We start from the raw sequence: 16,252 nt of genomic DNA on the forward strand, positions 1-16,252 counted from the left end.
GCTTCTTTACTGATTTTTGAAAAATAATAATTTCTGCTCATCCCCGAAGCTTACTTAGAAAGTAGATTAGGGAGTTCCTGCAGCAGCCACTCTCTGGTTGTAGCATCTGCTGAAGTTTTCTCTATATCCTGAAAATAGACTTGTCCTTTCTTGACGGCAGGCAAGTTCTTCCATATTTCATTCTTCAATAGTTCTTCCGTAGATACCTTGGCTTCATCCGCTACAGGATTCAGGATAAAGATACGATCCCCCGCATATTCCTGAAGCAGCTCCATGGAGATTTCTGCAAATCCATTGTTTGCATCCAGTACTTCTTGAATTCTAGCGGTTGGTTTGAAACCGTTCTCTTCATATAATACTTGCGAAAGTCCAGTCGTCGCCATTACATATAATCTGTCGCCGGGATAATAGGTGAATACCGAAGCGGTTTCCCCATCCTTTAGCCCCGCTGCTTTGAGCTGTGTCCACATCGCCGCTTCTTTGATCTTGTACTGTGCCAGCCAAGTGTCTGCTTCCGGTGTTTTGCCCAGGATTATGCCAAGTTCCAGCATCCGGTCCTCTAAAGGGGCAAAGGTATTAAAGATAATTGTGGGTGCAATTTTGGAAAGTGCCTCGAAATCGGCCTCATCTGTATCGGCATAGATGATCAAATCCGGCTGAAGAGCCAACGTCTTCTCCAGATTGATCGGAAAGCCCACATCCTCAACACCCACAACCTGATCTGCATAGATTTGGTTGGCTGTCATTTGCTTTGCAGTACCTGTGGCTTGTACGCCCAGTGCGAGCAGATCTCCATAAGTCTCTCCAACAAAGATAATTCGCTGCGGTGCAGCAGGGATCTCAACAGTGTGGCCTATGTAATCTGTATACGAGCGTGTAGCGGCAGCGGCTTCTCCGGCGCTGTCAGCGGATGCTTCCGGGGATGGAGCCGTACTTGGAGTGGAGTTATTTCCCGCAGGCTGTGTTGCTTGGTTGCCACACGCCAACAGCAGCACAGTCGTCAGGACAAGCACGCACAATGCGCCAAAGGGTTGTCTTGCTTTTTTCATAAGATAAGTCCTCCTAAAGTTTTGTTCATTAATAATGATAATCATTCTCGATAAAAGTAATCATAAAGGATACTCTCTGTTTACTCAATGGACAAACTCGAAGCGTGGAATTGGTTTTGTGCAAAACTGATCATTAGCGAATTAACGCAATACTACGCATTCTATTCAGAATTAATTCAGGTTTCCTTGCTACGATGTCGAAAGCTGCATACTTTTATCAATATTTAGGAGGTAGTAGATTGAAAAGGAATACTTTCACAAGGTTTATGACGATGACATTATCCATTCTTCTTATTTTTGGAAACGGCGGTTTGGCGTTGGCGAGCAGTACGGTTACTGTGAATAAAATGGTGCTGAGCGCAAACGAACTCGCGCTTGCTATTGAAGACACCGCTGTTTTGACAGCTACAGCCGTCTATTCTGACGCCTCTTCCAGTGATGTTACCGTGAATGCGGATTGGTCAAGCGATAAATCGGCAGTTGCCTCTGTCTACAACGGAGTTGTAACAGCAAAGACAGAAGGGACAGCAACGATTGTTGCAGTGTATACATATACAGACGGCACGAAATTCTCTCAAGCTGCAACCGTTACTGTCTCCAAGAAGGTTAAAGCCTTAACCCAGAACACACAGAGCCTTGACTTGCGCAAGGGAGCGACAGACTCTGTTATTCTGACGGCAACCTACTCTGATAATACAACCGATGCGATAGTGGCGGACAAGGCGGTTTGGAGTACAAGTGATGCTTCGATCGCTACCGTTGTGAATGGTAAGGTGAAGGGGATTTCTTCCGGCACAGCGACTATTACAGGCGTATATGGTAAAAAGACCATTACGGTTACTGTCAATGTAGAAGTGGCGAAGCGGATTACACCAGACAAGACAGATGTTTCTCTCCTGTTGAATGACAGTACTAAGGTTGTGTTAACAGCCACGTTCCAGGATGGGACCCAGGAGAATGTAACCAGCCTGGCCACATGGTCTTCCAGTGATGAGAATGTTGCTGACGTGCTGGGCGGAGTAATTACCGGGTACAAGCAGGGGACTGCTGTTATAACGGCTAAATACGGAACCAAAACAACTACTATTCAAGTGACGGTTGACCAGACCAGTAAACTGACGGTCGATGATCAGAGTGTATTCCTGAAGCCGGAGGATGAGCAGCAGATTACGCTAACGGCAGTTTATCCGGATGGCACTACAAAGGATGTTACAAGTACAGCAATCTGGAGCTCTAGTGATTCCGGCATTGCCTATGTCTATAAAGGCAAGATATACGGCTATACGGCTGGCACAGCTACGATTACAGGAACATATGGCGATAAATCGGTAGCGGTCGAAGTTGATGTCGCAGTGGCACGCTATCTCGATCTGAGCGAAGAATCCTTAAGCCTGAACACGAATTCCAGCAGCAGCCTGACATTGAAGGCAACCTATGCGGATGGCAGCACCGAGGACGTGACTTCCCAAGCCGTCTGGAAATCCAGTAATGAATTAGTTGCTTTTGTCAAAAAAGGAGCCGTTACAACTTATAAAACGTCGGGCACAGCCACCATCAGCGCTTCCTATGGTACGCTCGAAACCACGATGGAAGTTGAAGTTGGCGCAGTGAATAAATTGATAGCCGACCAGGAGAATGTATTCCTGCAAGTAGGCGGTGACCAGCAATTGAAGCTGACTGCAGTGGCAGGGAACGGCTCCTCGTCAGATGTGACAAGTGTAGCTACCTGGACCTCTAGCGATAAGGCAATTGCGCTTGTATCCAAGGGGTTGATTACAGGTTATTCCGTTGGGACGGCTACGATTACGGGTACGTATAATGGATCGACTGTCACTGTTACAGTGGATGTAGGAATGGCGAGACATCTCACTTTGAGTGAGACGACACTAAATATGGCCGTCAATGCTTCCAAAGCGCTGACGCTTACAGCTACCTTTGCAGATGGAACTACTTCAGATGTAACGGCTCAGGCGACCTGGACCTCCAGTGATGAGGCTGTGGCTTTTGTAACTAAAGGAACGATTAAGAGTTACGCAGAAGGCAACGTAACGATAAGTGCCAGCTATGGGGCTAAGTCCGTGAGTTCGAACCTTTCGGTAGGCAAAAGCAATAAATTGAGCATCGACGATGATAGTGTATTTTTACGAATTAATGGTACTCAGCAGTTGGTGCTCACTGCATTAGACGCTGAAGGTGTTTCCAGCAATGTTACAGCTGATGCAGTCTGGACATCCAGCGATGATAATATTGCTACCGTTACCAAAGGATTGATTACGGGCTATAAAACAGGTTCAGTAACGCTTACCGCAGTTTACGGAGGCAAAACAGTTACCATTACGGTTGACGTTGAGAAAGCCTCACGCCTGAACCTCACGATCAGCAAGCTGAATCTCGGGATTAATCAGAGCAAGGATATTACAGCTATAGCCAGCTATGCCGACGGAACATCACAGAATGTTACCGATACAGCAACGTGGAGCTCGGATAAAGAAGACGTTGCTGCGGCAACTGAAGGTAAAATTACAGCCTATGCTACAGGCAGTGCGGTAATCACCGCTTCCTATGGTGGCAAAACAGCGACGGTCAAAGTGACGTCAGGCACACCCAACAAGCTGACTCTTCAGGTCAAAAGCGTTGATCTCAAAGAAGATGAAACGTATCAAGCTGTAGCTACAGGTCAATATAGCGATGGCAGTGATCTCGCACTTACCGATGAAGTAGAGTGGAGCTCCAGTGACGAGAAAATTGCCGTAGTTGATAACGGGCTTATTACCGGAGTAGATACGGGAACGGCGATTATTACGGCCAAATCCGGTGAAGTAAAGACGACGATTACAGTGAATGTTGGATTAGTGGACGAACTGGATGCGGATGTGCATCTGATAACGATGTCACTCTCGGACAAAGCGCAAATTACTTTGACGGCTACAGATGCAGATGGCGTAGATACGGATGTGACGGACGATGCCGATTGGACCACTTCCAAAGCAACGATAGCTTCTGTAAAGAAGGGTCTCGTTACAGCTAATCTCAAAGGTAAGGCAACACTTACCGCATCCTATGGTGGACAAAAGACTACTATCGACATTGAGGTGGATCAGGTAGCGGAAATAGAGGCTTCTGTTACCAATATGTCACTTAAATCCGGCGAAGTCTCTTCGGCCAAAGTAACCATTACTTATAGTGATGGCAAAACGAAGGATGTAACGGACAAAGCGGAATGGAAAAGCGGAAGCTATAAAATCGTCACCGTTACCGCGGGTACAGTTAAGGCTGTGGCTTATGGAAAGTCTTATGTGACAGCGAAATATGGCGGCAAGACCGTGAAGATTCCGGTGACGGTGGATGTGCTTAAATATCTGGAGGTCAGTCAACTCAATGTGGAGTTGGCCGCGGGTCAGTCGCTACAGCTTAAGGCTACGGCTACCTTTGAAGATGACAGTGAGTCGGATGTATCCAAAGCTGCAATTTGGTCTTCAACCAAAGAATTAGTAGCTACAGGAAAAAATGGACTAATTAAGGCGAACGGAAAAGGATCAGCATCTATCTCGGTTAAATACGGTGGCAAAACCGTCAAAGTTAAAGTTACAGTAAAATAGGAGCTCAACAGCTGTAATCCTTGCAACTGAATCAGTGCAGGTATTTCTTAAGCAAATATGCTGTATAAAATCCAACAATAGTTGTTATATCTACGCTACAGTCCGTAAATATTGTATCAAATCCAGCTTTTCCAACTGTGGAGTCTCTTTTGAAATGATATGTTGGATTTTATACATTAATTCAGCTTTAATAGGATTTTTTCGAGAGGAAAACTGTAAAAAGTACAGTATTTGCCGAAATCTACTGTTCACCGCAATATTTGTGCATGCGTAACCGCTACATTTCTCTTAAAGAGATGTGGCGGTTTTTTTGTGAGATGTTATTAACAACTTGATAATATCAACAATACATGTTAACATGTTGTTAATAACAAATAGTTAATATCAATCATATATCCACCATCCATCCAAGGAGGTTTTGTCCATGTTCGGATTCAAATTCGTGAAGTTTCAACCTAGTGATTATGTGCTGAAGGTGAAGAATGGCAAAGTTGTCCGTGAAGGTGTTGGTCTTTCTTTTAATTATTATGCACCCACTACTTCCGTAGTCGTTGTACCGGTATCTTCGATTGATGTTCCGTTTATGTTTGAGGAAATCACGCATGATTACCAGACGGTAACAGTGCAGGGACAGCTGACCTACCGGATTGTGGATTACCGCAAAACAACCCAAATTCTGAATTATACCTACAATTTAAAAAAGAACACGTATCTCTCCGATGATCCTGGCAAGCTGGCCCAACGGGTCATCAATATCGCCAAAGTGCTGACTAAGCGGCAACTAGAGCAATTGCCCCTGCGGGAAGCTATTCAATCGAGCGAACGTCTCGCGCAGAGCATTACGCTGGAAATTGGCAAGAGTACGGAGATCGAGAAGCTGGGGATTGAGCTGATGGGCTTGTCCATTCTGGCGATTGTGCCGAATAAGGAAACACTCCGGGCGCTGGAGGCGCAGGCTAGAGAAGAAATTCTCCGCAGTGCCGATGATGCGTTATATGAACGCCGCAATGCATCGATTCAGCAGGAAAGACGCGTGAAGGAGAATGAATTGAACACCGAAATTGCGGTGGAAACGAAGAAGAAGCAAATCCGCGAGACGCAGCTGGATGCTGAACGTTCGGTGAAGCAGAAGCAGAATGAAATGAAGGAAGAACAGCTGAGCTTCGACACTGCACTGGAAGAGAAGAAGCAGGAGCTGATCGAGCTGACGGTTGCCAATAAAAGAGCTGAAGCAGATGCCAAGGCTTACGAGCTGCTGGCGGTTATGAATTCGCTGCAGGGAGTATCGCCGAATGTACTGCAGGCGTTAACGAATGTAGGCATGAATCCGGATAAGCTGATTGCCATCGCTTTCCAAGAGCTTGCCGTAAACGCCGGCAAAATTGGACAGCTGAACATCACCCCAGACCTGCTGCAAGGCATTATGGCTGGCTCGGGCAATGGAACGGGGGCAGCGAGAGGAGCGGGCGGAAGATGAGCAACCGGATATCCGAGAATAAGATTGTTTTGATTAAACGCAAGACCCGTCTCGAAGAATTAGTAGTCCGTTACAATACAATCCAACAGGCCCAGTTCTACATTGAGCGTCTTGGAGCGGACTTTAGCGATTATATCAATGAGGATTATAATTACCGGAGCGCTGTAGAAACAGCGGTTATTGAGCTTAGCGCGATAGGTCTGGTGCAGCTACTGGAGCGGCAGCATGTGCCGAACTTCATCTTTGGTGAAGAGGACACGGTTGTTGTGTTGGGTCAAGACGGACTTGTTGCCAATACGCTCAAATACTTGAAGAATCAGCCACTAATTGGCGTGAATCCTGATCCGGAGCGTTGGGACGGGGTGCTGTTGCCCTTTACCGTCAAGGATCTGCGGCTGATTGTACCTGAGGTGTTCCGGGGGCAACGACAGGTGCAGGAAGTGACATTGGCTAAAGCAGAGCTTAACGATGGTCAAAGTCTTTACGGAGTGAATGATTTGTTCATTGGACGCAAAACTCATGTATCTGCCCGTTACCAGTTGCAGCTAAACGGTTCGACTGAGCAGCAATCCTCCAGTGGGATTATTGTCTCGACTGGAATGGGCTCGACGGGTTGGCTGAAGAGCGTGCTGGCTGGAGCTGTCGGCATTGCCCGAGGAGCCGAGCAGATGAAAGCGGGCGCCGACACTGCTGACGTTGTCCAACAACGTGTCACTGATCCACAGCGTTCAATGGATACAGGTGCTTCTGAGCAGCGACTTGCTTGGGATCATCCGAATCTGTATTTTACGGTCAGAGAACCCTTCCCGAGCCGAACAACCTCTGCCGAGTTAGTCTTTGGGCAGATTACCGGAAATCAGCCGCTGCGGATTACCTCGCAAATGCCGGAGAACGGAGTGATTTTTAGTGATGGAGTAGAAAGTGACTTTCTGGAGTTCAACTCCGGTGTAGAGGCCACAATAAGTCTGGCAGAGAAGCGGGGGAGACTTGTGGTATGAGTAGGGTACATCGAGAGTAGGATTCGGTTAAATTATGTACTTTTTACAACATATCTTCCAGATAAAAGCCTGCTAAAGCTGAATTAATGTATAAAATCCAACATTTCATTTCAAAACAGGGTCCACAGCTAGCGAAAGTTGGATTTGATACAAGATTTGCCGATTGTAGAGTATACATTTCAAATAATGTTGGATTTAATACAGCATTTTAGTTTTTTAATAAGGGGTGTCTCAGAAGCCGGAGTTATGGCTTTTGGACACCCCTCTATCTTCAATACGGAGCTATTTGTAGCGGCTAAATTACTGGAAGCTTCTGTTCTGATTCATTGAAGACATCGAGTGGTTCATGCCTGATCCCATACCAGTATTCATGCCCGAATTCATACCTGAATTGAAACCAGAATGCATTGGAGAATTCATCGAAGAATGAATAGGCTGTTGATTAAAAGAAGGGTTGAAGGATGGGCTGTAGCTTGGAATTGAAGTACTGTAGCTGTTCGCTTGTGAACTTTGTTCCAGCTGTCTACAGATCTGCGAGACCTGTTGTAATTGCTGTAAAGCTGTTTGATGACCCTGCAATGCTTGCTGAATCATTTGGGAAGCTTTATGTTCGCGTTGGGCCAGTTCTTCCAGTCTTGTAGCATTCTGCTGCTCTTGCTGCATCAGCTGTTGGTAATTCTGACTGGCTTGCTGAGTTTGGCTTACAAGCTGCTGAATGATCTGTTCACACTGGTTGATCTGGCTGGAAAGGTTTGAATTCAAAATAATTTGCCTCCTTGGCATGTTCTATTTTTGTGAAGCGATTTTATTATCTCTGATGAAAGTCTGGACTATTCATTGAAACTGTTGAGACTCCCAGTGATAGTACAAGTTGAGAAGAATAGGTACAGACTGTGGTGCAACAATTCCGATTTGCTTTCGTCTGTATGAAGGAGATTTACAGATGTATCCAGACCTCGGAGGTGAAGCACCATGAGTCCATATTATTCAGCTCGTCGATTAAAGCTTTATTTGCAGCGTACGATCAAGCTGTTGCTTGTGTTCGGACTGCTGTTCACTGCTTTTTACACCGGAGCGGCGGCGGAAGCAGCCAGTTCTTCAGAGCTGCTTGTAGTGAACAAGCAAACGAATAAGCTGGCTTATTTCAGTGGTGGTAAACTGGTGCGAACCTTTTCTGTAGCTACAGGGAAGACCACGTCACTCACCCCGGAAGGAAGCTTTCCAATTGTGGTCAAGATCAAAAACAGACCTTATTATAAAGAAAATATCCCTGGTGGCGATCCTACAAATCCACTTGGTGATCGCTGGCTGGGATTAGAAGTGAATGGCACCAAAGGAACCACCTATGCGATCCACGGCAATAATAATGAATCATCCATCGGAAAATATGTAAGTGCAGGCTGTATCCGCATGCATAATGAGGACATTCATTGGCTGTATCCGTTAATAGCCAAGAACACCAAAGTCGTAATTACCTCAACCACACTGGATATGGAGCAGATTGCAGTCAAGAATGGCTATCCACTGGGGAGCAAGATGTTTGCAGCAAGTCTTATTATTAATGGCGTATCCACCAGACTGAAGGATTCTTTTGTGCTGGATCACTCACGTGTCTTTATTCCGCTGAGAGAATCCGTAGCCCTGCTTGGAGGAACGTTGCAGCAGGATGATAGAACAGGTGCTCTAATCATTACAATCGGCAAATATAAAGTGACACATCAGGCGCTGAGTAGTACAGCCGTTGTAAATGGGAAGTCTGTTACTATGCTGCCCTCCCGCAGTGAAAATAACCGCTTATTGATTCCGCTCGGCAGCCTGCCGGAGTTGTTCGGAATTCAGGTAAAATGGAACCCCCAAGCTGAGTCTGTAACAATCCTAAATTGAGGTGTCTCTTTTATTATAAAAGAGTACTGTGCTAGACACTGGTTATTCATGGATGTTAGTGCGAATCCGCATGAATATGTATATACTAGACGTACTAGATATACTAGATATACAAGTGAGTAGAATGGGGAATAGACAATTACTATGGAGAACACGAATATCACGATTCGTAACATGGAGGATGCTGCAGACCATATGCTTTTTCTGCTAAAGCATCTGCTGCGAGCCAATGCGATCATCATTACCGTTAATACTGGATTATCCGAACCCATACAGAAATTTTATAATCACGAAGATAAGTTTTTTAAGGAAACGGATGGAGTTTTGCTGCTTGAGAACATCTGCCAACTGATTATCGGTAATGATAATAAAGCTCTGCATGTCATTGATACACATGACCATCCACAATCTCCTGAGCTTGAATTTATCCGTGAGCTAGGGGTTCGTACCTTCGTCGGAGTGCCGCTGATTTTTGAAGATGTGAAATCTTACGGTACGATATGCGTGATGGATCAGACTGCAGGCGAGTATTCAGAAGACGATGTAAGGCTGCTCTACGCACTGGCGATTTTTTTCACTTATTTGATCGAACTCGAACAGAAGACGGATTCTGCAGAACAGCGTATCCAGTCGAAGGTTGATTTGTTCACCATGCTTAGCCATGAGATTCGTACTCCTATGAACGGTATTGTTGGCATGACCGACTTAATGATGACCACTGAAATGAATGAGCAGCAGAAATATTATATGGAAATTATCAATGAAAGCAACACGCGGCTATTGGAATTTCTGAATGATGTGCTCGAGTTTAGCAAAATGGAAGCCGGCAAGATGGATATCGAAGAGGAACCGTTCGATATTATTTCTACCCTAGAAGAAACCGTCTACCTGTTCTCGACCAAAGCATTGGAGAAGAATCTGGAGATGATTCTGAATACTGATTCAGAAATTCCTCTCTATGTTTTGGGTGATGCGCAGAAGGTCCGTCAGATTATTATGAATCTGTTAAGCAATGCCCTTAAGTTCACACATGAAGGCGAAATTTTTGTGGAGCTTAAGTTATTGCCGGCTCGGAATGATGAGGAAGTGTGTGTGAAGATATCCATACAGGATACCGGTATAGGTATTGTACAGAATAAACTAGATCTTTTATTCAATGAGTTTACGCAAGTTCATGATAAGAATTCGGTCCACCATTATGGAGGAACCGGGCTGGGATTGGCGATATGCAGGCATCTAATCGAGTTGATGGGCGGACATATCGAGGCTTCGAGTGAGCTGGGAGTAGGGACAACGTTTGAGATTACCTTGTTCCTCAAGAAGTATTCGAGTCTGCCTTCCATTCCTTTCGAAAGCGATGTGTTAGCCGGCACGAACATCCTGCTTGTTGATGACAATCAGACCAGCCTTCAAGTGATCACCTCGATGTTGGAGGATTGGGAGGTTACGGTAGCCTCCACGCAGAATCCGAAGCAGGCACTCGAATGGATTACTGAAGGCCTGGAGTTCGATCTTGTCATGATCGATAAAGACATGGGAGGCGTGGATGCCATTACGTTAACCGCTCAAATGCGTAAGATCAATATGCACAAGAGACTTTCCGTATTTCTGCTCGCACCCATAGGCACCAATCTTGATGATGATACGAAATCGCTGTTCGAATCTGTGATTATTAAGCCGATTCGCAAGCTGCATTTGTTAAATGCGATACTTTCTCTATTGAAGCATTCAAAGTCGCAGGAAGAATAGTAAGGATAACAACAGGGTCTTTTCATAAACCTAGACTGGTTCGTAGGACGTCTTTCCTCTATACGATATTCAACCGTAGCCCACTGGCTGCGGTTTTTTAGTGTTGTACAAGGTGAATTTTGCGGAGTCCACCACAGCTTCCGCTGGGAAGAGGATGCGTGTTTATGTATTTTTTGGAGGAATATGGATGTATTTTAGCGAATATTATAGTTTAATACGAGAAAAGGAAGGATAGAGTCATGCTGAAATTAGGTTCCTTTATATTAGAGTTACTACGGATGTTTATTTTGCTGATCTTGACCTTGTTGATCTTAGGTGGTTTGGAAAGGCTTGTATATTCACTTCTATTTGGACGACCAATATATACTTGGAGCATGGGGATTGGAAATATAGTACTCTTTTTTATGTTGTACCGAAATTATTTTCAGTTTAAGGGCTGGTATAAATCCGCTAAGAACAAAAAATTAAGTACATCCATTACGAGAAGTTTGGCTGTAATCTCAGTGATCCTAATTATTATACCGATTTGGGTGGCTTTATGAAGACAATCGCCATTCTTACAGATATTCATGGGAATCACCCGGCGTTGCAAGCTGCACTGCAGGATATTGCTACGAAACAGATTGAGCATATCTATTGTCTGGGAGATGTTGTTGGCATTGGCCCGGATTCTAATCAGGTGTTGGAACAGTTAACAACTAGATCAGATGTGTCTTTTATAATGGGGAATCATGATTTAGCGGTAATAGCGGCTGCTCGAAATGAACCCGTACCTGTTGGACATCACAATGAACGTGAACATCACGAATGGCTAGCGAAACGTATAGAACCTAAATACATAGAGTTAATGAGTGAGTGGCCAATGTCTCTAACAACCTCTATCCTTCAGAATGAATTGCTATTCTGCCATTATCACCTGGATTATAAGAACTGGTTTGCGCCTATAGACAAACTCCCGACAACCGAAGCGTTAGAGCAGATATACTCTAAAACCGACTATAAGCTCGTATGCTTCGGACATCATCATATTGTTCATCATTTTGAATCAGATACAAGGTTGTATTTTAATCCAGGATCTTTGGGTTGTTACGATAAACCGTATGCAAGGTATGGAATAGTCACGGTTTCTGAGAAGGAAATTACTGCTGGGGTACAGTTAGTTCCCTACAACAATATAAATTTCTTAAGATCTTACGAGGAACTTCAAGTGCCTGATCGAGAGTTTATATTGAAGGTTTTTCACGGAGGGCAATACCTATGCGGATCAGAATTATTGGAGCCTGCGGGAGTGGCAAGTCAACTCTTGCGAAGGAGCTGTCGAACAAATATGGAGTTTCATGGTACGAACTGGACAATTTGGTCTGGGATAGAAGTGCCGAGAATCTGCGCTTTCCTGTCGAGGTTAGGGACTCCAAGTTAGTTGAAATCCTAAACAGGGAATCATGGATCGTTGAAGGGGCGCATTATAAATGGGGAGAAGAGAGCTTTACTAGAGCGGATTTAATCCTTATTCTCACACCCAATAAGTTAGTCAGGGACTTTAGAGTGGTCACAAGATTTATTCGAACAAGAATGGGAATAGAGCAGTGGAATTATAAACAATCCTGGAATAATCTGTACCAGATGATTTTTGAATGGAACCGCGGTTACGACAGGGAAGCGATACCTAGAATTATGGAAATGACTGCAGAGCAGGCAGATAAAAGAAAGATGATCAAGAAGACTCAAGAAGTAGAGATTCACATTCATGCACATCTTTTAAAGTGTAGAGATAGGGAGAGCTTAAATCATGGATAGAAATTTCTCTGAAGCAGATTTCGTCGGATTTTGGAAAAGAGTGCTGATTACATTGCTGGATGGTGCCATATTGATCATTCCAGCACTTCTTCTTAATCGGTTGTCCTCATCTCTGGCAGATTTCTGGCAATCAGAAATACCGCTGATCATTCCATGGATATTCTATTTGTGTTTTGATGTTCTTCTGGTTTCAAGATTTGGCGGAACGCCAGGCAGATTGATCCTAAGAACACGAATTGTTAATGCGGAAGGGAACTATCCCAGCTTAAAGCAGGCCGTGCTTCGGGATTGCTTTTATATTGTGAGTTCCGTTTTAGCAATAATTGTAAATCTTGGTGAACACCCGTACACCGTTATTTCTCGGAACCTCTCTTTATGGGCAGATCAGGCCACGGTTCTGAACTTTATACTATCATGGGTCATCGTAATTGATTCTCTGTTCATCGTGTTCACTGTCCGCAACAGAGCGCTTCACGATATGATAGCTGGGACATATGTGGTCTATAAGTCTGCGCTGGACAGAAGTAGTGAGGAGTAAGTGGATTGACTCCTTAGCATTGGACTGCACCTGCAGATCTTGCGCAAAAGCGTATATCACCAGAACTGAAGTTGCCGCTATAGCTATAATAGAGAGACTTTTCAGAAATCTGATTTGATCTAATGTAATGTGATCTGCGAAGTAGAAAATAGCCCTTCTTCTTTTGGAGAGGGTTATTTTCTATTTCGATAGGGTGAACAAGGTCATTTTAAACTTATAATAATATTTGCATTGGCTTCTGGTGATCGCGAAGCTGAGAGTTTAGAATACAGAAAGTCTCTGTGAATTCGCAAATTATAAATAAGGAGTTTTTGAATGAAGGCTATTAAAAGATCTAGAGATTTAATCTACGTCAGTGGTAATTTGGAAGAGAAAACATTCTATTCCTCAGGAATTGAATTTAGTGAATTTATGAGTTCATTTGTAGAACCTCCTGAAAACTTAATTCTGCTCAAGCATAATTTTGATAATGTGCATTTCAATATGCATAGCTGTTTTGAGTTTGTAACGAAACATGAAATCGAGGAATTACTGAACGATAATGTGTATGCCTATGGCGATTTCTGCTGGGTTGATTTCTTAAATGAAGAAGCATTAAATAGACTTACTGATGACGAGATTGCGGAACTATTATTTTTTGGACATTTAGCCAGACCCCTCCATACCTTGCCGAAACACAGATTTGCTTATTACGCTCATGATGATGGTTGGTTTAACAAGCTTTATGTGAGCAGATTGGAAGATTATAAATCATTTTTATTGAATACTGTGAAGGCAAAGGTACTGGCATTTACGGGGATACTAACTACAGATTTGCCAGCCGATATTATTAATACTTTAATGGATAGCACAGAGAATGGGCTGCTGATTAACTTCGCTGAGATAGTAAGGAGTCAGGCAGTATTAAGGTTGCCGTTAATAGAAGTAGGCCATTTTAGGGATATGGATGCTTTGTTTACCGCAAGTAAGTCGATTCAAATGTATAGGAACTGGCTAGAATATTCTAATAAGACATGGAGATTCATTGCTGAGTAGTAATTGCAACATTTGCTACTCTCTTTTCGTCTTTACTAACAGTTCCGTTCTAACTAGAAGTTCTTTAACCAATCAGGGAGATGACAACATGACAGTAAATATTAAAAAGATAGCGGGATTGATGATCCTCGCGGGTATGCTCGGACTCACGGCATGCGATTCAAGCAATCAGAACGCGGCATCGCCAACTACAGCACCCACAGTAGCGCCAACTGAGGTGGCGGCGACTGCCCAGCCCCAGCCGGAGATCACTACATCTCCAGCTCCTACGGATGCACCGGCGGCTACTGCTGCTGCAACGAATGGGCCTAATACAGCAACAGCCAGTCCGCAGGCTGCCGCCAAACAGCTCAAGGAGCTGCTTGAGCTTGCCAAGCAGGGCAAGGTGCCGGGCGTGGAATATGCCGCACATAATGGACTTATCGATGATGTGAAGGCTGCTTGGGGCGAGCCAGATCGGGAAGAAGCAGCGGGCTCGGGCATCTATTCCACCTACACGGACAAACATGTCGTATTTGGCTTTAATAAAGGCAGCCAAATCTATGACGTTCGTTCCAGTGAAGCTAGCCTGCAGCAACTGACGCTGAAACAGATCGAAGGAGCGCTCGGCAAGCCTCACGAGATTAAAGAAAATGGCAAAGATAAGATTTATACTTACGAAGCCAACAAGCAGTATCAGCTTAAATTTATCATACCGGAATCGACGGGGACGGTAGATCATATCTCCGTATTCTCTGAACAGGATTCGATCAATAATATGGCTGGCTAAGATAAACAATATTATTGAAGTCCAATTAGGAAGAGCAATGTTGCGGAGGAATCTACGAATTGCTCTTTTTGTCTTGTCTCGGCATTTCACATCTCATGCTGGAGTACGGCGAAGGCTGCCTGATATAATGGAGCCATGAAGTGGATATGGGGAAGAAGGTTTCTGATATGCATCTGGAATTAAATGAGAGTGAATATAGAGTAGCTGCTGAAGGTATATCGATTGAGTTGCTTCCCAAGGAGTTTATGCTGCTGCAGTTTCTGAACCGGAACCAGGGGCGAACGTTCAGCCGGGAGCAGTTGCTGGATAAGGTGTGGCCACTGGAATATCCGGTAGAGCGAACGGTGGATGATCATATTTACCGACTGCGTAAAAAGCTGGCGAGTCTGCAAGGAGTACACATTAAGACCGTTCGCGGTTATGGCTATAGTCTAAGTATGCAGGATTCTGCCGCGATGAAGATAGTTAATCCAACAACCAAGGATGCAGAGCTGCATAATACGATGCGGGATTTGTTTGGAAAATATCACCTATACGGTCAAGGGCGTTCGATGCTGACCCTGTCACGCCAGCAGGACATACTGGGCTATACCATGGACCCGTTCTATTCCGTGTGCATTCATTTTGTGCAAGGGGATTTGGAGTGGCTGTTGAACACGAGGGAAGCCGAGATGCCGGAACGGCTATATTTTCTGCTACTATTTTATATATTTACGGGTGAACCTAAGATGAAGCTGGCCTTCTGTGAGCAGGTACTTGAGAAGAAGATATTGTCTATGCCACAGCATAAAGAGCTGGAAATTCTCAATATTTTGGATTTATATGTGCTGGCAGGGGAACCACACAAGGCGCTGGAAAGGTTGAAGTTAACTCATAAGGTAATCGCTGAACCTGATTTTGTGGATTTCATCCCGGCAACAGCCATCACAGAGATGTTTGTTCATATCGTGGTTGGAACACCTGACGAAGAACTGGAACAGATGGCTGAAGGAATTGCAGAGCTCTTGCTGGCCAAACCTTTTTTGCGTGAAATCGGCAGTTATAACGTGGTGAAGGGACTGTGGTATTTGCGGCGCAAGGCGTGGAAGGAGGCGGAGAGTCTACTGGACGAAGGTCTTCAGGTGCTGGATAGGTCCGGGTTTGTACCCATGCGGCTCTGGGGCTTGCATCGTATCGTTCGCTATTGCAATAACATATCAGGCAAGGATTCCTTGCGCTGTAAGTACATAAGAATATTGGAAGAAGAGATGGAGGAGCTTGGTCTGAACCGGCTGCTTCTGCCTCTGGAAACAACACTCTTTAATGTTCTAAAGTCCCTCTGATCTTTCTCTGACAATTCTCCCTTACAGTAAGTGTA

The 16,252-nt window shown here is 44.5% G+C and carries 12 protein-coding genes and 1 pseudogene; 11 read left to right on the plus strand and 2 right to left on the minus strand.

Annotated features, from left to right (window positions below; genetic code table 11):
• Positions 1 to 50: 50 nt before the first annotated feature.
• Positions 51 to 1,049: an ABC transporter substrate-binding protein gene (locus GJB61_RS01640; protein ID WP_154116497.1), complete on the minus strand. Its 999-nt coding sequence runs from the start codon at positions 1,047 to 1,049 to the stop codon at positions 51 to 53.
• Positions 1,050 to 1,288: 239 nt separating this feature from the next.
• Here GJB61_RS01640 and GJB61_RS01645 point away from each other — a divergent pair, with 239 nt between their 5' ends.
• From GJB61_RS01645 to GJB61_RS01655, 3 genes are all read left to right on the plus strand, one after another.
• A complete protein-coding gene (locus GJB61_RS01645; RefSeq protein WP_195724191.1) occupies positions 1,289 to 4,648 on the plus strand; it encodes an Ig-like domain-containing protein in 3,360 nt (1,119 codons plus the stop codon).
• Positions 4,649 to 5,072: 424 nt separating this feature from the next.
• Positions 5,073 to 6,125, plus strand: coding sequence for an SPFH domain-containing protein (locus GJB61_RS01650; RefSeq protein WP_154116501.1), 1,053 nt, complete (start codon positions 5,073 to 5,075; stop codon positions 6,123 to 6,125).
• A complete protein-coding gene (locus GJB61_RS01655) occupies positions 6,122 to 7,123 on the plus strand; it encodes a diacylglycerol kinase catalytic domain-containing protein (protein ID WP_154116502.1) in 1,002 nt (333 codons plus the stop codon). Before GJB61_RS01650 ends, GJB61_RS01655 begins: the two co-directional genes overlap by 4 nt.
• 300 nt (positions 7,124 to 7,423) lie before the next feature.
• Here GJB61_RS01655 and GJB61_RS01660 read toward each other — a convergent pair whose 3' ends face one another.
• On the minus strand, positions 7,424 to 7,906 hold the full coding sequence (locus tag GJB61_RS01660; protein ID WP_229521406.1) for a hypothetical protein: 483 nt from the start codon (positions 7,904 to 7,906) through the stop codon (positions 7,424 to 7,426).
• A 189-nt stretch (positions 7,907 to 8,095) separates the two neighbouring features.
• Between GJB61_RS01660 and GJB61_RS01665 the strand changes: the two genes are divergently transcribed.
• The 8 genes and pseudogenes from GJB61_RS01665 to GJB61_RS32100 all read left to right on the plus strand — a co-directional run bounded on the left by GJB61_RS01665 (position 8,096) and on the right by GJB61_RS32100 (position 16,217).
• Positions 8,096 to 9,007: a L,D-transpeptidase family protein gene (locus GJB61_RS01665; RefSeq protein ID WP_154116504.1), complete on the plus strand. Its 912-nt coding sequence runs from the start codon at positions 8,096 to 8,098 to the stop codon at positions 9,005 to 9,007.
• A gap of 144 nt (positions 9,008 to 9,151) precedes the next feature.
• On the plus strand, positions 9,152 to 10,756 hold the full coding sequence (locus tag GJB61_RS01670) for a GAF domain-containing hybrid sensor histidine kinase/response regulator (RefSeq protein WP_154116506.1): 1,605 nt from the start codon (positions 9,152 to 9,154) through the stop codon (positions 10,754 to 10,756).
• Positions 10,757 to 11,294: 538 nt separating this feature from the next.
• Positions 11,295 to 11,891, plus strand: a pseudogene (locus GJB61_RS32480) (metallophosphoesterase family protein); the annotation flags it as partial.
• A 122-nt stretch (positions 11,892 to 12,013) separates the two neighbouring features.
• Positions 12,014 to 12,553 carry an AAA family ATPase gene (locus GJB61_RS01680; RefSeq protein ID WP_154116509.1) on the plus strand — a complete coding sequence of 180 codons (540 nt, stop codon included), beginning with the start codon at positions 12,014 to 12,016 and terminating at the stop codon, positions 12,551 to 12,553.
• Positions 12,546 to 13,091, plus strand: coding sequence for an RDD family protein (locus tag GJB61_RS01685; RefSeq protein ID WP_154116510.1), 546 nt, complete (start codon positions 12,546 to 12,548; stop codon positions 13,089 to 13,091). Before GJB61_RS01680 ends, GJB61_RS01685 begins: the two co-directional genes overlap by 8 nt.
• 315 nt (positions 13,092 to 13,406) lie before the next feature.
• Entirely contained in the window at positions 13,407 to 14,126 is a 720-nt protein-coding gene (locus GJB61_RS01690; protein ID WP_154116511.1) for a hypothetical protein, read from the plus strand.
• An 88-nt stretch (positions 14,127 to 14,214) separates the two neighbouring features.
• Positions 14,215 to 14,895, plus strand: coding sequence for a YjgB family protein (locus tag GJB61_RS01695; protein ID WP_154116514.1), 681 nt, complete (start codon positions 14,215 to 14,217; stop codon positions 14,893 to 14,895).
• Between the two features lie 167 nt (positions 14,896 to 15,062).
• The gene (locus GJB61_RS32100; RefSeq protein WP_154116515.1) at positions 15,063 to 16,217 is read left to right on the plus strand and encodes a winged helix-turn-helix domain-containing protein; all 1,155 of its coding nucleotides are present in this window, start codon (positions 15,063 to 15,065) and stop codon (positions 16,215 to 16,217) included.
• Positions 16,218 to 16,252 lie beyond the last annotated feature (35 nt).

It is taken from the genome of Paenibacillus monticola, from assembly GCF_009664975.1.
In the GTDB taxonomy this organism is placed as follows: domain Bacteria; phylum Bacillota; class Bacilli; order Paenibacillales; family Paenibacillaceae; genus Paenibacillus_AQ; species Paenibacillus_AQ monticola.